The sequence below is a fragment of the Marinobacter sp. HL-58 genome (genome assembly GCF_001314605.1).
In the GTDB taxonomy this organism is placed as follows: Bacteria; Pseudomonadota; Gammaproteobacteria; order Pseudomonadales; family Oleiphilaceae; genus Marinobacter.
The window spans coordinates 67,867-87,764 of sequence record NZ_LIHP01000002.1 but is presented as its reverse complement, the minus strand read 5'-3'; the positions used below and the strand labels follow the sequence as shown (position 1 = coordinate 87,764).

The window sequence follows — 19,898 nt, the reverse complement described above, 5'->3', positions numbered from 1 at the left end:
CCAGACGATCAATAGTTACTCAAAACCGGGCGCCTTTTTGCCAAATTCAAACGACCGTTTCAAGTGAATCTTTGTAGTTTCTTGTCAAAGCCGCAGCCGTCCGGCGGGAGGAAGAAATTCACAATCAGAAATGTTACTATCGGGAGTCAAGTTATCGCACTGTGTAAAATTAAAATGTTTCTGGCTCTGACTACAGGTATTTCCATGGCGTCACCCTGGCACTCGCTGGTTTCCCGGAATATTTTTCTTGCCAGAACCCTGCTTGGGCAACTCGAGGGCAATGACAGCACCCCGGGGCGTGAAGCGCTGGTACACGGGGCTACCGAACTGGCACTGCGCGCAAGGAAACTGCTTCTGGTGATGATCGCCAGAATGTATCAGGACAAACTGGCTCGGCCAGACAACCTGGCTGAACTGGCCGAACTATTCGGAGAGGATATTCCGGAAACAGCAGAGCTGCTCCGGTTGGCCGGCGACGCAGGCAGCTGGTGGAACCATCTTGAACAACTTGAGCGGTATCAGGGCAACCCGCCCACGGCCAAAAAAACCGTGAGCAGCGACAATATCATTGCGGTTTCAGCGGAGACGGGCCCCGACAGGTCAAAGCAGGCGCTTGAGCAGACCCTGAATGCGATCAAACACTTTACCGACACCCTGGAGGAACGGCATAGCGAGTGGTAACACCAGCTACCATCACTATTATCCGTCACCCGGGGAACGAACTGAAAGGTTAGATGAATGTCACCCTCTTTCTTTGAAATAGTACAACTGAGCAACGGCGATTATGCACTTCGCCGGATCGACGACGACAGCGCACCACTGGTGAAAATCTCGTTCTCGGACGAAGCGCGGGAAATGATGGAAGACCGGGATATGAGCGTGGCCAAGGCCATGATCGCCGCCGGCATCGAAGCGGTTGGCAATGTCGCCCACGATATTGACTGGGAGGAAGACGAGCCAGACACTCATGAGATCCGGCCCTCCTATACACTTCACTGACTGGCTTTCTGCAGATCCGTCACCGCTGGCGCAATACAACGCCGTGACTGTTGCCCCTGGCAGACGCTTCTTCCAGTGACGCCAGGGCCTCACGCCCAAGCTTCCGAGTCCACATTACCACCGCATGACAGGTGCCTGCGCTCAGCGCCCGTTCGGCCAACTGCCGTGCCGGATAGTCCGGCGTGGACCTTAAAACCAGCAATTCACCGGCGACAATACCACGCATGGTCTGCCACTTGCTGACCAGGCTTTGGGGTGGGTCGATCCAGGCGAGCCAACGCTTTTCCTGGTTCAGCTGGGTCAGCATCGGCAACAACAGCTGGAAGTTCTCAACCTGCCCTTCCGGCAGGATGATTTCAGTCACGTTAGCGGTCGGCTGTGCCGGGCGCCCCCGGCTGGACGCCGCCCTGTCCAAATCATGGCTGCTGAAACCGGCAGCCTCAGGGCCGGCGAAACTGCCGCCTCCCAGGGAGTAAGCCATATTCTGGTTAAAGCTGAGTTGTTCCATGATACGCCTCATCTGCTTTTGAGCTTGGCCCTTCTGTGACTGGCACATTGCGGGCACTGCCGGAAATGTCCGGAAACCGGGCTATCAGTGAAGATCCGAACGCCGGATCACCCCCACTCCCAGACCTTCGATGAATAATTCCTGCTCCGTCAGGTCTACCTCAATCGGCGCAAATTCTTCATTCTCTGCGATGAGGTAGACCTTCGATCCTTCCTTGCGGAACCGTTTGACCGTCACTTCTTCGCCAACCCTGGCCACAACAATCTGGCCATTGTGAACGTCACTGGTGCTGTGTACTGCCAGCAGATCGCCGTCCAGGATGCCGATATCCTTCATGCTCATGCCGCGCACACGTAGCAGGTAATCCGCTGACGGCGAGAAGAATTCCGGCTGCAGGGTGCAGTGATCCTCTATGTGCTCCTGGGCGAGAATCGGACTACCTGCAGCAACCTGCCCTATGACCGGCAACCCGAGATCCGCCTCTGCTTCCGGCAGCCGGATACCACGGCTTGCCCCGGGAACCATCTCGATGGCCCCTTTTCTGGCCAGCGCCCTGAGATGCTCTTCAGCGGCATTGGCTGAACGAAACCCGAGTTCCGCGGCTATCTCGGCGCGGGTGGGCGGATATCCAGTCTCGTCGACGTAGCGGCGGATGATATCCAGTACCTGTGTTTGCCTTGCTGTCAGCTTCATGAGTCGGTGGCCCCGGTTAGTCCTGTTTTTATATACAGTGATTTGACTATATACAGTGTTTTATCCAGTGTAAAGTCCGTGCCCGCAATTTTTCCCCCGCGGCGGGCGGATTCGCCGTCGCCACGCGTTTGCACGGTGAATGACTGTGTTAAGGTAACGCTAACCCCTTGTGGAGACGCGTTAATGAGCAATCAATGCAGTATGCCGGACATCACCAGAACCGATGGCGGAAAAGAACGGAAAGTCGGCGTCGAGATCGAATTGTCCGGCCTAGGATACGAGGACCTCGTATCGCTGTCGTCAAGACTCCTGCGCGGCGAAGCAAAACCCGTGGCGCGCTATGTGTCGGAGATTGCCACCGATGTAGGCACGTTCACGATTGAGCTGGATTCAGACCCCATCAAGGATCTGGATCTCCAGGACCAGCGGTTACCGGAGTCGGTGCGGGAACTCGGGGGGCAGGCAATGAATGTGATAGACGCGGCTGCCGAGAAGATCGTACCCCTGGAGATTGTCAGCCCGCCAATACCTTTCGGTGAACTGGAGCGCATCGAAACGCTCTGTGATGAACTGCGCAAGGCAGGTGCCCTGGGCAGCCGCGAAGCACTCTACTACGCTTTCGGCCTGCAACTGAACCCGGAGCTCCCCAACCTGAAGCCATCAACCCTCGTGCGCTACCTGCAGGCCTTTGCCGCCCTGTACGAGTGGCTCAAGGCCAGGCATCAGATTGATTTCAGCCGCAAGCTCACCAGCTATATCGAACCCTGGAGCAGCACATATATCGATCTGCTGATTGCCGAAGATTATGATCCGGACATGGATCAGTTGATGAAGGACTACCTTCACTACAACCCTACGCGGAACAAGGCCCTGGACCTGCTTCCGCTGTTTGCTCACCTGAACAGTGATCTCCTGGCCCGTTATGTAAAGGATGAGCGCATCAAGAGCAGGCCCACCCTGCATTACCGTCTGCCGGATTGCGACATCGACAACCCGGGCTGGCACTTCTCCACCGTCTGGAACGATTGGGTCGTCCTGGAGCAACTGGCCGCCGACGCGGGTAACCTCGCAGCACTGGTGGAGGCGTTCCGCAACAGCCGAAAACTGAGCTTTCACAACCTCACCCACAGCTGGGTTGATACCTGCAGCCAGTGGCTGCGGTCCCGGAATTATGTCTGAGGCTGCCAAAGAAAAACCGGAACATCCCGGCCTCACCATCGGGATCAGCGGCCCCGCCCGGCGCAGCCTGGCACACCGGCTGATCAGTTTTGCCCTGCGTATGCATGGAGCCCGCACTCATTTCATCCGGCCTGGTTCCAGAGTGGACGTCTCCCTGCTTGATGGGCTGGTGCTTTCCGGCGGCACTCACGTTCACCCCTCCCGGTACGGGCAGACACCGCAGGTCACTGCCAACTACGACCCCCGCCGGGACGAAACCGATATACGTCTGCTCACCCGTGCCGAAGAGCTGAATATTCCGGTGCTGGGCATCTGCCGCGGCGCCCAGTTCATCAATATTTTCCGTGGCGGGTCGCTGTGCCAGAACGTGACGCCACTGCGGGTAAACACCCGTCATCGGCCACTGCTCCTGCCCATGCAGACGGTTCGGGTGGTCAGTGACAGCCGCCTGGGACAGGTCATGCGCAGCCCGGTGATCGGCGCCAATCGCATTCACAGTCAGTCCATCAAAAAGCTTGGCAGGCATCTGCGGGTGGTTGCGGTGGATAACGACCTTTTTGTGCAGGCAATAGAAAATACCCGCGGGCAATGGCTGATGGGCATTCAGTGGCATCCCGAATATCTGCTGTATCACGGTGGCCACCGACGCATATTCAGTCACTTTGTACAGGCAGCCGAGGAGAGAAAGCTGATAAGGCTGGATGAGCCAACAGACATGGAAGGCGCAGGTGAAGACCCACTTCAGAGCGGCAGATAGCGCTGCAACACCGCCTTGATTTCCCGTATTTCCCTGGCATCCCCGGGCAGGGCCTCCAGATGACGTGCGGCCCACTCTTTCAGTTGGTCCCGGGTCGTCACATAATGGGGATCGCTCCCGGTCAGCCTGAGCAGGATGTCACGCTCCCGGGGAGTCAACCTGACCTGATTATTGTGTAAAAGCATGGAGATACCACAATGTTTTCCACCGCCCATCGTTACCTGCTGACTGCCGCCACCCTGACACTCCTTCCCCTGGGGGTGATGGCCGGGGAAGTAAGCCTGAGCGGCCAGGCCTCGGTAAAGTATACGCCAGACAGCGCCCGACTGCAGTTTACCGCCAATGCCGAACACAGCCTGCCCGAGACGGCCACCCGGCGGGTGAATGAAAAAATGGAACAATGGCGGGACGGCATCAGCGATTTCCGTGACCAGCTCGATTCCTACAGTGATGCCTCGGTCAACCTTTACAGCCGCTCGGTGCCAACCCAGGAGCGCAGTCAGAAAACGGAGAAAATAGCGGTGGCATCGCAGACCGTGAGCTTCACCATTGACGACCTTTCGCTGCTGAACCCGATTCTGGCGCAGGCCCAGGAACTGGGCCTCGATTACAACCTGGGGCCGCACCACTTCTTCCACTCCGATGAGAGCAGTCTACGCAAGCAGGCACTGGCAGGGGCAATCGCCGATGCCAGGGCACGGTGCGAATTCGTCGCCAATGAACTGGACAAGCAGTGCGGTGAGGTCATCAATATCAACATTGATAATAACCACCAGCCGCCTGTTCCCATGATGGCGGAAATGCGTGCTTCATCCGCCCCCGTGTCCGAAACAGGGCCACGGGAGCTCACGTCCCGGGTCAGCGCTACTTTCGAACTTGAGTAACCGCCAGGGTCAGAAATCCCGGGTATAGAAAATATCCAGGGAAGCAGCCAGCCCACTGGCTGCTTCCAGGTAAAAATACCTGCCCAGATCATAGCGCAGCGCAACTGTAGTGATCGGCGAGAAAATACCCACCCCATAACGCAGGCTCAGCTCGTCAGTCAGGTAGCCGCTGGCAACCACGGCTGACTCTTCACCGCTACCCTCCGCTTCCAGGGTCAGATTCCGTATACCAATTTCTTCGCCCAGGCCCTGGGTTACCTTGTTGGCCTGGGTCAGGCCCAGGGAAATGGCCGCCCGGCTCATCTGCCCTTCGTCCCCCCTGCTCTGGGGTGCCCGTCCCAGAATCACATATGACAATGCGTCTGTCTGGGGCATTTCCGGCTCCGAAAAGACTTCAGTCTGGGGAGCGCTTACCGGTCCACTGAGCCGGATCCCCGCCACCACATTGTCTACCCGCCGGACTGCTTCAATGTCCAGATAGGGTTCCGTCAGGGGCCCCACGAACTGCAGCCTGGCTCTGCGCAGCTCCAGTTCCTGGCCGTAGGCTTCATACTGCCCGTCAATCAGTTGCAGGGCACCACGGGTATCCATGTCGTTGCCGATACGCAGGGTGCCTTCCAGATTGCCAGTAACTCCGAAACCGTCGAAGCTGACCTGGTCATCCCCCACCACAACCGTCACGTCCATATTCAGGGAGCGCAGGCCTTCCTCTTCCTGCTCCACACCCACAATCACTTCATCTTCCGATACGGAAACCGCCTGTTCAGGCAGCGCCCTGATCTCGATCTCACCGCGTGGAACTTCCAGCCGGCCCGTTATGCCCAGGTCACCGCTGCTGTAGCTGATGGTGAGATCCGGAACCAGCTCCACACGAGCGTAAGGGTCGTAGCTGAATGGCAGACGATCGCCGGTGAGATTGATCTCCACCGAGGGTTCGCCCTCCCAGTCCAGAGCCCCCTTGAGATTGCCGGTACTGCGCTCATTGCTGCGCCAGCGGCCCGACAGATCGGAGGAATACCCGTTCAACTCAAGGCTCACAACCATGTCTTCCAGCGGTATGGGCAGCCGTGGATCGGAAATTCGCCCTCCGGTCAGGGCAATTTCACCGCTGACGCCCGGCTTCAGTAACGGGCCGGAAAGCGAACCCTCGCCATTGAGCTCACCCTCGACCACCTCCAGCCCGGCAAAAACACCCGCCATCGCAATGTCCAGTCCCCGGACACGGAACTCGCCATCCACCTCCCGCTCACTGTCATCTGGATCGACCGCCATCGATACTGACAGGTCACCCAGTTCAGGTCCCTCCAGACGCACATCCAGTTCGGCCACTTCCGGCTGCAACCTGAGCCCGGTGGTGAAGGTGTCATACCCCAGTGCCTCCCACTCGTCCCCCACCATGACTTCAAACTCGCCCGAACCAGCGTCCACTGACACCTCACCATCCGGGCCCTCTTCGGTCATCGCCAGTCTGATATCCGCGTTCAGGAGTGCATCCCAGCGCAGGGTTTCCGGCAGCAACGGCGTCAGCGCGGTGGTCGGGAAGTTCTCTATCCGGTACGCGATATCCTGGGTTGGCAGCAGAGTCTGGTCTTCAGCACAGACTGACGCCTCCTGCCATCGCCAGCAGTGGCGGCCGAAGGTGAGCTTTCCGGTGTCTGCCAATTCCAGTGAGGCCGGCTCCGCCAGCGTCCATTGCTGATCCTGCCGGGGAATATCGATCCGCCCCTGTTCCAGTGCCCCCCGCCAGGCCTTCCAGTCGCCGGAGGCATCGCCCGCGAACACCAGCCCGAGTTCGGCTTCTTCATGAACTGCACCCACTTCCAGCCGATGATCATCCCGGGTACCGGACAGCCCCAGCGTCAGGGACTCCAGCAACTGTTCGCCGTACCGGAGCTCACTTGCCTGCACATCGGCGTCAACACTCAGCCCTTCGCCAAGTGACGCATTCAGATCCAGGCTGGCCAGGCTCAGTTCATCCTGCCACGCCAGATCGGTACCGGACACACTCGCCTCGCCCTGCGGCTGATCGGGCGTTCCCGACACCGACGCCGTTCCGCTCAGTGAGCCAGCGAGGCCCGGCAGGAAGGTTTCCGGCGACGGCACCTCCATCGCCAGGTTTCCGGCAATCTCGTTACCCCACTGGCCATTGCCGGTAATACGGTTGTCACCCACCTCCAGTTCCAGGCCGGATAACATCCAGGCCCCCGCGTCGCTGTTCAAGGCACCACGAATGATGGCGTCGTTGGCCTGCCAGTTTCCTGACAGATCCCAGTCCGCCTTTACGGATGGCGTGCCATCCGCCTCCATCCGCCCGCTGGTATTGACGTCACCATCAAGGCTGGCTTCCAGAGCCGGCAACCAGTAGCCCGGGTTGAAACCGTCCAGTTCCAGGCTTGCATCCCAGGCCAGCTGGTCGGCAAAGGCAACGCTGCCATGCCCCCCGAGAAATCCGGCACCTGTATTCACTCTCAGGCGGGTTACCTCCACGGATTCCATATCACCGTCAAGCTCCCCTGCCAGGTCTGCCTTTCCGAGCGGGCCGTCAACACTGGCGTCGACATTGGCCTGGTAGCTACCGGACTGGTACCGGATATCACCGTTCAGTTGCCGCAGGGAAACAGGGGGCTGGCCGAAATCCGGTATCAGGGTGTACCAGGGAAAGTCTGCCATCGCGACGGTGGCATCCACCCGGAAATCCTGCTGCCAGTCCATGCTTCCCGTCACCGAGGCCTCGCCGGTTTCGGCCTCATCCTCACCCGGCCCCGAAAGGGAGAGGTTCAGCTCGTCAACGCCAGAAGTCGTAATCAGCCCTTCCAGTGCAACCGCAATATCACCGGATGTGCCGGGCAGCGTCGTGCTGGAGTCAGAGCGGAAGCCGTCCTCAAGGCTCCCCTTCAGAGCAACCTCTGTGTTCTTCAGCTCCAGGGTTTCAGGCAGGCCCTCGGCGGGAACGAAGCTCGGGGACCTCACTGTCAGTCGTGCCGGCAGCGCACTGTCCAGGGGAGCCACACGGCCGGCCAGGGTGGCTTCCAGGTAACCACTGCTTTCACCCTGCACTCTCAGGTCCACGGCACTGCCGGACAGATTCAGGGCAAGTTTCCATTCGGGCCCATAGGGGGGAGGCAGGTTTATATCCGCATCCAGATTCAGAGGCCAGTCACCGCGGGTCTGTACCCGGCCGTCCCCGTCAATACGGATACTGTCCCGGACAAAGGTCAGGTTCTGCAGATGCCAGTCCGCGCCGGAACCTTCGGCCTGTAACTGCAACTGATCCCAGATTTTACCGTCGTTCACGGTGAAGGTGCCGAGGTTCACGTCCCTGACCGCCAGTCCAAGGGGAAGGTTTACGCCGGGGAGACTGATATCGCCACGCTCATCCTCCTGGTCACCGGACGGCTGTAGCGTGAGGTCGATGGATTCCGCCCGCAGGGATTCCAGGCACAGCTGCTTGCTGAAAAGGCAGGTGGGCGACCAGTCAACAACAGGTTCTTCCAGCACAAGTCCAACGCCGTAACCCTGCCATCTCAGCGACCGGGCCTGCCACTGCCCCAGCAGTGAGCCCTGACCCTGCTCCACATTCAGGCCGGGGATCTGGTCGATGACCCAGGCGGTTCCGGTTTCCGAGCGCAGGGCCAACAGCAGCACCCCCACCAACAACAGGGGCAGCAGAATGGCAATAGCCAGTGCGGTCAGCAGCCAGTTTCTCAGGCGGTTTGGATGCCGGGCCTTTGCCGTTGCCTCGTCGGTCATAGCTCGGGCCCCATGGAGAAGTGAACACGCCATTCACCTCCGAATTCGGAATCCAGCCCCTTGGCGATGTCAAGGCGCAAGGGCCCCACCGGGCTTACCCATCGGATACCAAGGCCGGCGCCGGTAGCCAGCGGATCCGCCAGGTCATCAATGGCATTGCCCTCATCAACAAATGCAGCCACCCGCCAGTTGTCGGCAAACTGGTACTGGTATTCGGCACTGCCAATCATCATGAAACGTCCACCAAGGGCAATATCCTCATCGTCCCGCGGCGACAGGGTTTCATAGCCATAACCCCGCACGCTCTGGTCACCACCGGCAAAAAAGCGCAATGACGGCGGCACGTCGGAAAAGCGGTTGGTTGCCACCCCGCCAAACTGGAAACGGGTCAGAAACCGGTGGTTGTCCGCCAGGGTAAACAGCCCCTTGGCAAGAAAGTTCACGTGAAGAATGTCCACGTTCGACAATGCCGCCCGATGGGAGCCGGTGACATCAAACTGAATCCGGTAACCCCTTGAAGGATCCAGGGGCGAATCCGCGTGTAGCTTGGAATAGCCCAGACCGGGCAATAACAGGCTGCTCTGCTCCGTATCGCCGTCACCGATACGAAAACGCTCCCCTTCCCAGCGGAGCGATGCCAGTTGCTGCCAGCCATCGTCAAGCTGGTGTTTCCATTGCTGGCCAAGGGTCAGCAATTCCGACTCAACGTCCTCGATATCTTCGCGCTGATAGCCTGCCGACAAACGAATGGAGTCCGTCATCGGCGGATCCAGCGGCAGTTCATACCAGGTACTCAGGTTCTGGCGCGGGGCCGAAAGCTCGGTTTCAACCCCACGACTGTGGCCCATGGGATTGATCCAGTGCTCCCGCCAGTTGCCCCGGAAACGCGGCCCCACGTCTGTGGAAAAACCGACACCCGCGGAAACGGATCGGGGCGGGCGAGTGGTCAGCCCGACCTTCACCGGGATCACGCCATCCTCGGCGCTGCCGGGAGAGGCATCAACATCCACACCGGAAAAATACCCACTGTTGGACAGGTCACTGTTGAGCCTGGCGATCTTGTCGGCATGAAAGGTTTCTCCCGGTTCAAAGCGAACAAAGCGTTCCAATAGCTGTTCTTCGAATCCATGGCCTTCCTCAAAACTGACCTTCCCCAGCCGGTATCGTTCACCACTGCGATAGATCAGGGTGATATCGGCTACTCTTTTTTCAGGGTCCACTTCCAGTTTCCGGGTGGTGAACTCACCGTCAAAATACCCCAGCCGACTGGCACGATTCTGGATTGTCTGGCGCAGCGCACTGTACTCGCCATGATTCAGTACATCACCTTCGGCCGGTTTCTGCGGCAGGGTTCCCATGAACTCGGAGTCTTCACGGGCCGCCCCCTGAATTTCAACCCTACGGGAGCCGACACGTACCGGCTCACCGGGCTCAACGGTAAGCACCAGGCGCGCAGGCTTCTCTTCCTCTCCGGGAGGCTCGATGACTTCCCACTGAATCACCGGGCTGTAGTAGCCGAGGGCGCGAAGGGCGTCCTGTATCTGGTTTTCCGCAGTATCGGCATAACGTCTCAGACTGTTGGCGCTGCGGCCTTCGACCTCTCCGATAAACGCTTCGGCATTGTCCTGCAAGCTCGGATAATCACCTTCAACCTGCACTTCCACCTGCTGTGCAAAAACCAACGCCGGCAAAGACCAGGCCAGAAGTGTGGCAATCAGGAGCCGGTGATAAAAACGGTACTCAGTGTGGAGAAGCATCCAGCAGCGTTACTTCTGTCAGCGTGAATTGAAGGGGCAAGACAACAGTCGGAGTTTACCGGCTAGAGGTGCGGATAATCTACGGCAATTGGCCATCTTGCCCTCCCGTAATGTAAGGCGCGCCAATGGCGCCGATCCCGCCCGGGCCCATGATCAGCATACAACGACCGCCCCCTGCTCGCCCGAAAACGGGAGAAGCAATGCGTAAAACAGGAGAGAACAGATGACACGGGATCCCATGGGCTTCGCCCTGTCCATGATGAACAGGCTTGCCGCCAACCCGATGCTGGACCGTCTGGGGCTTCGCACCCCACTGGAAAGAACCGCTTACCACGGAACCCGGACCGGCTTTCGCACACTCGCATTCGCCGGTAGGGAGTTCAGGCGGGTCAACAACTGGTTGCCCAGAAAACGGCTGCCCATCCGCTCTCGTTCCGAACTGTTCGATCTTTCACTCAGCGACGACCAGCGCATGATCACCGATCTTCTCGGCCGGTTTGCCCGGGACGAAATCCGACCCGCAGCAGAATCCGCCGATGAACATGGTGACATCCCGGAGGGCGTCTCCAGGGCAGCAGCCGAACTGGGCTTGCCGTTGTACGCCGTACCGTCAGAATTCGGAGGCGTTGCGGAACAGCAGTCACCGGTGACCAGCTTACTGATCGCCGAACAACTGGCCTGGGGAGATATGGGCCTTGCTACCGGCCTCCTTGCGCCGTTCAGCGTCGCCCAGGCCATTACCCGCTGGGGAACGGGCGAACAGCAAAGCCGCTACCTGCCAGCGTTCTGTGAGGACCAGCCACCGGTAGCCACCATCGCCATTGACGAACCGTTTCCACTGTTCAACCCCTACAAGCTGCAAACGACAGCCCGGGAGACGGATAGCGGTTATACCCTGAGCGGCCTGAAAAACGGCGTTGTGCGCGGTTCGGGCGCCGATCTCCTGCTCATTGGGGCCGAGCTCCACGGGCAGCCAAGACTTTTTATTGTGGAGTCAGGCACACCGGGTATCAGCGTGAAAGGCGACCCGGCAATGGGGATCCGGGCCTCGGGCGCCGCCCGGATACTGCTGGAAAATGTGCAGCTGCCGCCTGACGCCCTGCTTGGAGATGACGACTTCGACTACCAGGGATTCCTCGATTGCGGCTCGATACTCCGATGCGGGCTCGCCATCGGCACCGCCCAGGCGGTTCTGGACTATGTGATTCCCTACTGCAACGAACGGGAGGCCTTCGGCGAACCCATCAGCCATCGCCAGTCCGTGGCGTTCATGATCAGTAACCTGGCCATCGAAACCGACAGCATGCGCATGCTCACCTGGCGCGCCGCCAGCCGGCTGGAACAGGGCCTGCCGGCTCACCGGGAAACAGCGCTGGCACGATTGCTGTGCAACGAGAAAGCGATGGAGGCCGGCACCAACGGCGTGCAATTGCTCGGTGGCCATGGCTTCGTCAAGGAACACCCCGTCGAACGCTGGTACCGGGACCTGCGCTCCGTGGCCACCCAGAACGGTGGCCTGCACGCCTGACAGCCCTTCCCCCCAATCAAAGTGAGCAGCACGACATGAACCTTGAAATACCGAAAAAATTTACTCCGCTGATCAACCAGGCCCAACAGGTTGCCCGGGAGGTATTCCGCCCCATTTCCCGTAAATACGACCTGGCAGAGCACGACTATCCCAGGGAACTGGACTTGTTCGCCTCCATTATGGACGGCATGAACGACGGCGCGGCGGATGGCGGCACCGGCGCCGGGAAACTGGCCCGCACCGACAGCAATGGCGAAGCCGGCAACCGCAATGGCACCAACATGAAAACCGTCCTCGGGCTGACCGAGCTGTGCTGGGGCGACGTGGGCCTGGCCCTGTCCATCCCCCGCCAGGGCCTGGGCAACTCCGCCATCGCCGCCGTCGCCAACGACGAACAACTGGCCCGCCTGGGCAAGACCTGGGCCGCCATGGCCATCACCGAGCCCGGCGCCGGCTCCGACTCCGCTGCCATCCGCACCACCGCCACGGAAGACGGTGACCACTATGTTATCAACGGTGAAAAAATCTACGTCACCGCCGGAGAACGCGCCGACGCTGTTGTAGTCTGGGCAACCCTGGACCGCAGCAAAGGCCGCGCCGCCATCAAATCCTTCGTGGTAGAGAAAGGCACCCCCGGCATGACCGTGGAACGCCTCGAGAAAAAACTCGGCATCCGCGCCTCCGACACCGCCGCCATCCGCTTCGACAACTGCCGCGTACCAAAAGCAAACCTGTTGGGTGACCCGGACATCAGCGTCGAAAAAGGCTTTGCCGGCGCCATGCAAACCTTCGACAACACCCGCCCGGTCGTCGCCGGCATGGCCATCGGCGTTGCCAGCGCCGCCCTGCAGAAAACCCGGGAACTCATCGCCCTCACCGGCACCGACCTGGACTATCACCACCAGACCTGGACCCAACCCGCCGTCACCCGCGAACTCCAGCTCATGGAAGCCGAACTCGAAGCCGCCCGGTTACTCACCCTGCGAGCCGCCTGGATGGCCGACAACGGCCTGCCCAACTCGAAGGAAGCCTCCATCGCCAAAGCCAAAGCCGGTCGCGTTGGCAACACCATCACCCTGCGCTGCGTGGAACTCTGCAGCAGCCTTGGCTACGGCGAAACCGAACTGCTGGAGAAATGGGCCCGGGACTCCAAAATCCTCGACATCTTCGAGGGCACTCAGCAGATCCAGTTGCTGATCATCGCAAGAAGATTACTGGGCAAGTCGTCGGCGGAGCTGAAATAGGCTAACCTGTGAAAAGTACCAGTAGAATCAGGCTTATAGCGAGAGAGAACAGCACGATGCCTGGCGCGAGTTTCGGGCGGGGCCTCCCCAGACCGTGCATTGCCATGGATGGCAATGCCGAGCCCCCATGGATGGGTTCACGGCGTGTCTGGGGAGGCCCCGCCCGTAACTCGCCAGCACCCAACCAAGCAGTCCTGGACCGATGAATGCTGAAAGTAAACCGAGAAAACCTGAAAACCAGCCACCAACTCATCTGGTTCGTCATAGACTTCCTGATGCTGGGCCTGCTCATCATCAACCTGGCCTTCATCATCTTCGACTCTGTCTACAACTTCGTCGCCATCCAGAACATGCTGGCCGAAAACGCCCCGGCCATCAAAGAGCTTTACCACCCCATCCACGAAAACTTCATCTTCTACGACCTCATCTTCGTCAGCATCTTCCTGACCGAGTTTGTGATTCGCTGGGGCTATGCCATCAAGGCAAAGGTCTATGACCGATGGTATTTTTATCCATTTATCCACTGGTATGACATAGTCGGCTGCATTCCCGTCGGGAGCTTCCGCTTCCTGCGGATTTTGCGCGTAATCTCCATTGTTTACCGCCTGCATCAGTACAAAGTCATCGACTTCACCCAGACCCGGACCTTCCAGTTCTTCAACTTCTACTACGAAGCCTTTATGGAAGAGTTGTCCGACCGGATCGTCATCAAGGTACTTTCAGGCGCCCAGGAAGAAATCCGCCGGGGTTCTCCCCTGTTCGATCGTATCCAGAACGACATCCTCTACCCCCGAAGGGAAATGCTCTCGGACTGGATATCGCAACGCGTGGCGGAAGCAGCGCAGGAAGGCTACGTGCCCAATCGCGGTGCCCTGCGCAGTTATCTCGAGACCCGCGTCGACAACGCCCTAAAGCAGAACCTGGAACTGTCGCGCCTGAAATACCTGCCCGTGGTCGGGCCGACCATCCAGGAAACCCTGGAAGACGCGGTGGGGGACATTGTCGCAAACGTGATTCACCAGATACTGGAAGACCTGGCGTCAGCCTCCAACCATGCCTTTGTTGAAGACATCGTGAACGTATTCCTTCCCTCTCCGGATGAAAACGGCAACCAGGAAGCACCCAACGAGGCGCTGATCAACCTGATCATCGAGATACTGGATGCCGTCAAATCCCAGGTAAAAGTCAAACACTGGCGCAGCGAACTGCCCTGACCTTCCGGCCCAGGACCAACGAGGAAACCATGAATCCACTGCATTACCGCCCTGCCACCGAACTTGTTAGCGACCTCAAGAACGGCAAGCTAACAAGCATGGAACTTACCCGTGCTTTTCTGGAAAGGATCCACCAGCACAACGGCACCATCAATGCGGTTGTGACACTGGACGAAAAGAAAGCCATGGAACAGGCCCGGAAGGCCGATGAAGCCCTGGCGCGGGGTGGCCCCACAGGCCCTCTCCACGGCCTGCCACTGACACTGAAGGATACCTGGGAAGTGGCGGGGATGGCCTGCACTGCGGGCGCACCTGCGCTGAAAAATCACCTCCCGGAAAAGCATGCGGATGTCGTCAAACGCCTGGTAGACGCCGGTGCCATTATCCTGGGAAAAACCAACGTTCCCGTCTACGCCACCGACCTCCAGAGTTACAACAAGCTCTTTGGCGTCACCAACAATCCCCACAATCCGGCGCATACCCCGGGTGGGTCTTCAGGTGGCGCCGCCGCGGCCCTGGCAGCCGGGATGACTCCCCTGGAAGTGGGCAGCGACCTGGCCGGCTCCATCCGCACGCCAGCCCACTTCTGCGGCATCTTCGGCCACAAGCCCTCACGGGCGCTGGTCTCGTTCAGGGGCCATATTCCTGGGCCGCCGGGTACCGAATCCCGTCCTGACCTTGCCGAGGGTGGTCCCCTGGCCCGTTCCGCGAGCGACCTGGAGTTGCTGCTGAAGGTGATCGCCGGCCCCGGAGAGAGGGAGCGCACCAGCTGGCAGCTGGCCATGGCGCCGGCAGCCATTGACTGCCTGGAACAGGCCCGGGTTGGGCTCTGGCTGAAAGACCCCCTGTGTCCGGTAGATGATGAATTGGTAACCGGCTACCAGCAACTGGGCCAGGACCTGGAAAACCACGGCGCGTTAGTGTCCGAAGCACACCACAACCTGTTGAACCTGGAACACATTCTGCCGGTTTATTTCAATCTTCTGGGCAGCCTGCTGAGCACCTCCCTGAAACCGGCCCAGCGCCGACAGATGAAGTGGATAGCCCGGCTTGAAAAATGGCTGCCCCTGTTCGGGCCGGTTACAGCGTTCATGGGTGAATACGGCCGTGGGGTGAATCAACCGGTCTATCAGTGGATGGCCTGGAACGAAACCCGGGAGAAAATGCGGGCTGAAATCATGTCGCTGTTTGAAGAATTCGATGTTCTGCTGACCCCGGTTACGCCCACCACGGCCATCCGCCACGACCACAGCCACCCGGTCTTCAAACGACGAATTACCGTGGCTGGCCAACCCAGGGCCTATATGGACCAGTTCTGCTGGATTGCCCTTGCCACACTCCTGGGCCTGCCGGCAACCTCGGTACCGATTGGCAGAACGAAGGAAGGTCTGCCATTTAACGTGCAGGTGATCGGGGCGCCGGGAATGGATCTGACCACCATCCGGTTCGCGGAGCTGCTGGAAGCAGACGGGCTTGCCGGCTTCCAGCGCCCACCAGATCTCAGCCGTTAACCAGGAAGTGCACCCAGATACTGGCTCCATAGCCCAGGGCGATCGCCGGTGTCCACTTCAGGTGGCTGAGGAAGGTATATTGCCCTCTCGCCTGCCCCATAAGGGCGACACCTGCGGCTGAACCTATCGACAACAGGCTACCACCAACACCGGCCGTCAGGGTTACCAGCAACCACTGGAAGTCCGGCATTGCCGGGTTCATGGTCAATACCGCGAACATCACCGGGATATTGTCGACCAGTGCCGAAATCACCCCGATCATGACATTGGCGAGAGTGGGGCCCAGGTCGCCATAGAGTGTGGCGGACATCATGCCCAGGTAACCGATGAAACCCAGCCCGCCAACAGCCATGATGACTCCGTAGAAAAAGAACAGCGTGTCCCATTCCGAGCGGGCAATGTGGGAGAACACATCAAAGGCACGACGACCTTGCGTCCGGTCCCCGGAGCTGTCTCCGGGAGGTGTTTCAAAGCTTTCGTTCCAGTGGTACTCCTCGTGGCGCTTGAGGTAGAAACCAAATACCTTCAGGTAACCCAGCCCCGTCATCATTCCGAATACCGGAGGGATATGCAGGAACTGGTGGAAACTGATAGCGGTGACGATGGTCAGCAGAAACAGGCCGCAGATCACCAGCCCGCCCGGACGAATGACATTATCGTAGAACTCCGGCGAGGCCGGCTGGCCCTTTGGCAGGGCAAAATGCATCAGCACAGCCGGCACGAGGAAGTTCACCATCGAGGGCAGCAGCAGGAGGAAAAAATCCTGGAACGGAAGAATGCCTTTCTGCCAGACCATCAACGTGGTGATATCACCAAACGGGCTGAATGCGCCCCCCGCATTGGCACCGACCACGATATTGATACAGGAAAGCGAGACAAAAGCCGCGCTGTCACGGCCCACCGCCATCACCACCGCGCACATGATCAGTGCCGTGGTCAGGTTGTCCGCCACCGGCGAGATACAGAATGCCAGGACACCGGTAATCCAGAACAGACGCCGGTAACCGTAACCCTTACCCAGCAGCCAGATCCGTAACTGATCGAAAACGCCGCGCTCAAGCATGGCATTTATGTATGTCATCGCCACCAGCAGGAAGAAAAACAGTTCAGCGTATTCCAGGAAATTGTGGCGGATCGCCTCTTCGACTTCGCCATTGGCTCCCGCAACCCGATAGGTAATGGCCACCAGCACCCAGATCAGTCCTGCGGCAATCAGCATGGGCTTGGACTTGCGCAGATGGATCCGCTCCTCCAGCATCACCAGAACGTAAGCCAGCCCAAAAATCGCCAGCGCCAGATAGCCTACCGGATGGTCAACAAGATTCATGGAATCAACTCCAGTTCACGACGAATTTCATCGGCCGTTGGCCGCAACTGAGGGAGTCCCTTGCCAGCGCGTCTCTGGCCCAGGTAATACAGAATCGGCGATGCGATAAAAACCGAGGAACTGGTGCCAATCACGATGCCGAACAGCATGGGTAATGCAAAGCTGGATACCGCCGCTCCACCGGCAATGCCCATGGGCAGCAGAGCCAGGAAGGTGGTTACCGAGGTGAACACGGTACGGGTCAATGTGGAGGAGATACTCTCGTTGAGTAGCTCCAGCATTGGCCGCTCCGGGGCGATTCGCATATTTTCGCGGATGCGATCGAATACTACCACCTTATCGTTGACTGAATATCCCATCAACGCAAGCATCGCAGCCACTGCCGTCAGGTTGAACTCCACGCCGGCCAGGGCAAAGAAGCCAATGGTCTTGGTGAGATCCAGGGCAATGGTCAGTACGGCCGCCCAGGCGAAGTGAGACTCAAAACGGAACCAGAGGTACGCCAGCATGCCGGCGCCCGCCAGCAGAATGGCGAGGATCGTGGCATCGCTGAAACTGCCGCTGACTTTCGGGCCCACCATGTCCACTTTCGGAAACTCGGCACCGGGCTCCAGTGAAGTAACCGCGGTTTTGAGCCATGCCACCTGCTCCGCCGTCGCACCGGGAGCGCCCTGCTCTGCCGGCAGGCGGATCAGGAAACGACCGTCAGCGCCAGCCTCCTGAATGGAGGCGTCTTCAAGATCTTGCGCCTGCAGGGTGGCGCGCAATTGGTCCACGGTAACCCCCTGGGCCCGCACGTCCACTACCGTACCGCCGGTAAAATCGACACCGTATTTCAGCCCGGGCTGCACGAACAGGGCAATGGCCGCAACGGAAAGCACCGCCGACACCATAAGCCCCATCACCCGGCCACGCATGAAATTCACACCGCGTTCACCGAGTTGGTCCAGCCAGGCATTGCCGGAAATCACCAGCGCCTCCCGTTCATGGCCCCGGATACGCCACTCCATGATCAGGCGGGTGACGGCAATCGCCGTAAACAGCGAGGTCACCAGGCCGATGCCTATGGTGACAGCAAACCCCCTTACAGGGCCGCTGCCAAACAGGAACAGCAGGCTGACGGCAATCAGGGTGGTAAAGTTGGAGTCCAGAATCGTGCTGTAGGCCTTGCCGAAACCTTCACGCAGGGCCATCCACGCCGGCTTGCCGCGACGGGATTCCTCGCGGATACGTTCGTTGATCAGGATATTGGCATCCACCGCCATGCCGATGGTGAGGATGATTCCGGCAATGCCCGGCAAGGTCAAGGTCGCCCCCAGCAGGCTCAGTATCCCGAAGACCAGGCCAATGTTCACCGTCAGCCCCACACAGGCAATCAGCCCCCAGCGACCATACAGGCCCACCATGAAAGCAATCACCATGGCCGCACCCAGCAAACCGGTGGTCAGCCCCATGGCGATGGCATCACTGCCCAGGTCCGGGCCAACGGTGCGTTCTTCCATCACATGCAACGGCGCCGGCAGGGCGCCGGCCCGCAGCAGCAGGGCCAGATCACTGGCTTCCCTGGTGGTAAACGCGCCACTGATCTCACCACTGCCACCACCGATCACGCTGCGAATCACCGGGGCGGTAATCACTTCGCCATCCAGCACGATCGCCAGGGGACGACCGATGTTGTCCCGGGTCATGTCCCCGAATATTTGCGCACCTTCATCGTCCAGCTTGAAGTTGACCACCGGTTCGCCGGTATCCGGATTGAACGCCAACTGGGCATCGCGAATGTGCTCGCCGGCCATGGCAACCCGCTGCTCGAGCCTGTGCTGCCTGTCGTCCTGGGCGTCCGGCAGGGTGATCACGGGAATATCGTCCCGCGACGTCTGCCGAGCAGCCCAGTGAAAGGTCATTTTCGCAGTGATACCCAGCAGCTCACGAATCTCGCTGGGGTCGGCAACGCCCGGCATCTGCACCAGGATGCCGTCACTGCCCTGGCGGGTGATACTGGGGTCCACAAGTCCGGTTTCGTCCAGGCGCCGCCTGACCACTTCCAGGCTGCGCTCCACCGCATCCCGGGCAATGCTCTCCCGCCAGGGCCCGGTCAGGGTCAACACCAGGCGCGTACCATGCAGGTCAACGTCAAACCGGCGCGTGCCATCCGGCGTTTCCGTAGCCAGCGCCCGGGCAAGGCTGGCCGCTTCGGATACCCTGTCAGCCTGGCGTACCGGCAGCTCGATTCCCGCATCGGTCATCTGGGCACGGCCGTAGCGAATACCCGCCTCACGGAGGGACTCGGTCAGCTCATCGGCAACCGTTTCATATTCGGTCGCAACCAGTTCCTGGATATCCGCCTCCAGGAGCAGGTGTGAACCACCCTGGAGATCCAGGCCCAGGCAAACAGTATTCTCCAGATACCAATCGGGCAGTTCTCCGGACAATTTATGGGGCAGGATATTTGGTAATGCGCTCAGCAAGCCAAGCACAATCACCAGACCGTAAACTACGGCTCGTGAACGCAGAGATTTCATGGGGTAACCCTCAGGAACGCCATCT

At 59.5% G+C, this 19,898-nt stretch carries 16 protein-coding genes; 9 read left to right on the top strand and 7 right to left on the bottom strand.

The annotated features are described in order from the left end of the window. Window positions 1–204: 204 nt before the first annotated feature. Together HLUCCO03_RS02560 and HLUCCO03_RS02555 are read left to right on the top strand one after the other, a co-directional pair. On the top strand, window positions 205–681 hold the full coding sequence (locus HLUCCO03_RS02560) for a DUF6586 family protein (protein ID WP_027832564.1): 477 nt from the start codon (window positions 205–207) through the stop codon (window positions 679–681). Between the two features lie 57 nt (window positions 682–738). After that, window positions 739–999, top strand: a complete 261-nt coding sequence (locus tag HLUCCO03_RS02555; RefSeq protein WP_027832565.1) for a hypothetical protein — start codon at window positions 739–741, stop codon at window positions 997–999. 19 nt (window positions 1,000–1,018) lie between these two features. On the opposite strand, the gene HLUCCO03_RS02550 is transcribed toward HLUCCO03_RS02555, so the two are convergent. After that, a complete protein-coding gene (locus HLUCCO03_RS02550; RefSeq protein ID WP_027832566.1) occupies window positions 1,019–1,507 on the bottom strand; it encodes a SulA-like leucine-rich domain-containing protein in 489 nt (162 codons plus the stop codon). Between the two features lie 84 nt (window positions 1,508–1,591). Continuing rightward, complete coding sequence (gene lexA, locus HLUCCO03_RS02545) at window positions 1,592–2,200, bottom strand: transcriptional repressor LexA (RefSeq protein ID WP_027832567.1); 609 nt, start codon at window positions 2,198–2,200, stop codon at window positions 1,592–1,594. A 183-nt stretch (window positions 2,201–2,383) separates the two neighbouring features. Between lexA and HLUCCO03_RS02540 the strand changes: the two genes are divergently transcribed. After that, window positions 2,384–3,379, top strand: a complete 996-nt coding sequence (locus tag HLUCCO03_RS02540; RefSeq protein WP_027832568.1) for an amidoligase family protein — start codon at window positions 2,384–2,386, stop codon at window positions 3,377–3,379. Beyond that, window positions 3,372–4,136: a gamma-glutamyl-gamma-aminobutyrate hydrolase family protein gene (locus HLUCCO03_RS02535; RefSeq protein WP_027832569.1), complete on the top strand. Its 765-nt coding sequence runs from the start codon at window positions 3,372–3,374 to the stop codon at window positions 4,134–4,136. Before HLUCCO03_RS02540 ends, HLUCCO03_RS02535 begins: the two co-directional genes overlap by 8 nt. On the opposite strand, the gene HLUCCO03_RS02530 is transcribed toward HLUCCO03_RS02535, so the two are convergent. Continuing rightward, the gene (locus HLUCCO03_RS02530) at window positions 4,121–4,321 is read right to left on the bottom strand and encodes a hypothetical protein (protein ID WP_155939962.1); all 201 of its coding nucleotides are present in this window, start codon (window positions 4,319–4,321) and stop codon (window positions 4,121–4,123) included. The two genes, HLUCCO03_RS02535 and HLUCCO03_RS02530, sit on opposite strands and share 16 nt — an antisense overlap. A gap of 12 nt (window positions 4,322–4,333) precedes the next feature. Here HLUCCO03_RS02530 and HLUCCO03_RS02525 point away from each other — a divergent pair, with 12 nt between their 5' ends. After that, the gene (locus HLUCCO03_RS02525) at window positions 4,334–5,020 is read left to right on the top strand and encodes an SIMPL domain-containing protein (protein WP_027832571.1); all 687 of its coding nucleotides are present in this window, start codon (window positions 4,334–4,336) and stop codon (window positions 5,018–5,020) included. Between the two features lie 9 nt (window positions 5,021–5,029). Here HLUCCO03_RS02525 and HLUCCO03_RS02520 read toward each other — a convergent pair whose 3' ends face one another. Both HLUCCO03_RS02520 and HLUCCO03_RS02515 read right to left on the bottom strand, forming a co-directional pair. Continuing rightward, window positions 5,030–8,770 (bottom strand): translocation/assembly module TamB domain-containing protein, encoded by a 3,741-nt coding sequence (locus HLUCCO03_RS02520; RefSeq protein ID WP_027832572.1) that lies wholly within the window; start codon window positions 8,768–8,770, stop codon window positions 5,030–5,032. Beyond that, the gene (locus HLUCCO03_RS02515) at window positions 8,767–10,527 is read right to left on the bottom strand and encodes an autotransporter assembly complex family protein (protein ID WP_081813569.1); all 1,761 of its coding nucleotides are present in this window, start codon (window positions 10,525–10,527) and stop codon (window positions 8,767–8,769) included. Before HLUCCO03_RS02515 ends, HLUCCO03_RS02520 begins: the two co-directional genes overlap by 4 nt. A 223-nt stretch (window positions 10,528–10,750) precedes the next feature. On the opposite strand from HLUCCO03_RS02515, the gene HLUCCO03_RS02510 reads away from it, so the two are divergent. The 4 genes from HLUCCO03_RS02510 (at window position 10,751) to HLUCCO03_RS02495 (ending at window position 16,024) form a co-directional block, all read left to right on the top strand. After that, window positions 10,751–12,055, top strand: coding sequence for an acyl-CoA dehydrogenase family protein (locus HLUCCO03_RS02510; RefSeq protein ID WP_027832574.1), 1,305 nt, complete (start codon window positions 10,751–10,753; stop codon window positions 12,053–12,055). A 35-nt stretch (window positions 12,056–12,090) separates the two neighbouring features. After that, window positions 12,091–13,299 (top strand): acyl-CoA dehydrogenase family protein, encoded by a 1,209-nt coding sequence (locus tag HLUCCO03_RS02505; protein WP_027832575.1) that lies wholly within the window; start codon window positions 12,091–12,093, stop codon window positions 13,297–13,299. A gap of 206 nt (window positions 13,300–13,505) precedes the next feature. Then, the gene (locus HLUCCO03_RS02500) at window positions 13,506–14,513 is read left to right on the top strand and encodes a hypothetical protein (RefSeq protein ID WP_027832576.1); all 1,008 of its coding nucleotides are present in this window, start codon (window positions 13,506–13,508) and stop codon (window positions 14,511–14,513) included. A 29-nt stretch (window positions 14,514–14,542) separates the two neighbouring features. Then, on the top strand, window positions 14,543–16,024 hold the full coding sequence (locus tag HLUCCO03_RS02495) for an amidase (protein WP_027832577.1): 1,482 nt from the start codon (window positions 14,543–14,545) through the stop codon (window positions 16,022–16,024). Here HLUCCO03_RS02495 and nhaD read toward each other — a convergent pair. Then, window positions 16,014–17,351 (bottom strand): sodium:proton antiporter NhaD, encoded by a 1,338-nt coding sequence (gene nhaD / locus HLUCCO03_RS02490; RefSeq protein WP_027832578.1) that lies wholly within the window; start codon window positions 17,349–17,351, stop codon window positions 16,014–16,016. The two genes, HLUCCO03_RS02495 and nhaD, sit on opposite strands and share 11 nt — an antisense overlap. Next, entirely contained in the window at window positions 17,348–19,873 is a 2,526-nt protein-coding gene (gene secD, locus HLUCCO03_RS02485) for a protein translocase subunit SecD (RefSeq protein ID WP_027832579.1), read from the bottom strand. Before secD ends, nhaD begins: the two co-directional genes overlap by 4 nt. Between the last annotated feature and the right edge of the window lie 25 nt (window positions 19,874–19,898).

Coding starts and splice junctions, on each gene's coding strand:
- HLUCCO03_RS02560 (WP_027832564.1), top strand. CDS start 205: ATGGCGTCACCCTGGCACTCGCTGGTTTCCCGGAATATTTTTCTTGCC.
- HLUCCO03_RS02555 (WP_027832565.1), top strand. CDS start 739: ATGTCACCCTCTTTCTTTGAAATAGTACAACTGAGCAACGGCGATTAT.
- HLUCCO03_RS02550 (WP_027832566.1), bottom strand. CDS start 1,507: ATGGAACAACTCAGCTTTAACCAGAATATGGCTTACTCCCTGGGAGGC.
- lexA (WP_027832567.1), bottom strand. CDS start 2,200: ATGAAGCTGACAGCAAGGCAAACACAGGTACTGGATATCATCCGCCGC.
- HLUCCO03_RS02540 (WP_027832568.1), top strand. CDS start 2,384: ATGAGCAATCAATGCAGTATGCCGGACATCACCAGAACCGATGGCGGA.
- HLUCCO03_RS02535 (WP_027832569.1), top strand. CDS start 3,372: ATGTCTGAGGCTGCCAAAGAAAAACCGGAACATCCCGGCCTCACCATC.
- HLUCCO03_RS02530 (WP_155939962.1), bottom strand. CDS start 4,321: ATGCTTTTACACAATAATCAGGTCAGGTTGACTCCCCGGGAGCGTGAC.
- HLUCCO03_RS02525 (WP_027832571.1), top strand. CDS start 4,334: ATGTTTTCCACCGCCCATCGTTACCTGCTGACTGCCGCCACCCTGACA.
- HLUCCO03_RS02520 (WP_027832572.1), bottom strand. CDS start 8,770: ATGACCGACGAGGCAACGGCAAAGGCCCGGCATCCAAACCGCCTGAGA.
- HLUCCO03_RS02515 (WP_081813569.1), bottom strand. CDS start 10,527: ATGCTTCTCCACACTGAGTACCGTTTTTATCACCGGCTCCTGATTGCC.
- HLUCCO03_RS02510 (WP_027832574.1), top strand. CDS start 10,751: ATGACACGGGATCCCATGGGCTTCGCCCTGTCCATGATGAACAGGCTT.
- HLUCCO03_RS02505 (WP_027832575.1), top strand. CDS start 12,091: ATGAACCTTGAAATACCGAAAAAATTTACTCCGCTGATCAACCAGGCC.
- HLUCCO03_RS02500 (WP_027832576.1), top strand. CDS start 13,506: ATGCTGAAAGTAAACCGAGAAAACCTGAAAACCAGCCACCAACTCATC.
- HLUCCO03_RS02495 (WP_027832577.1), top strand. CDS start 14,543: ATGAATCCACTGCATTACCGCCCTGCCACCGAACTTGTTAGCGACCTC.
- nhaD (WP_027832578.1), bottom strand. CDS start 17,351: ATGAATCTTGTTGACCATCCGGTAGGCTATCTGGCGCTGGCGATTTTT.
- secD (WP_027832579.1), bottom strand. CDS start 19,873: ATGAAATCTCTGCGTTCACGAGCCGTAGTTTACGGTCTGGTGATTGTG.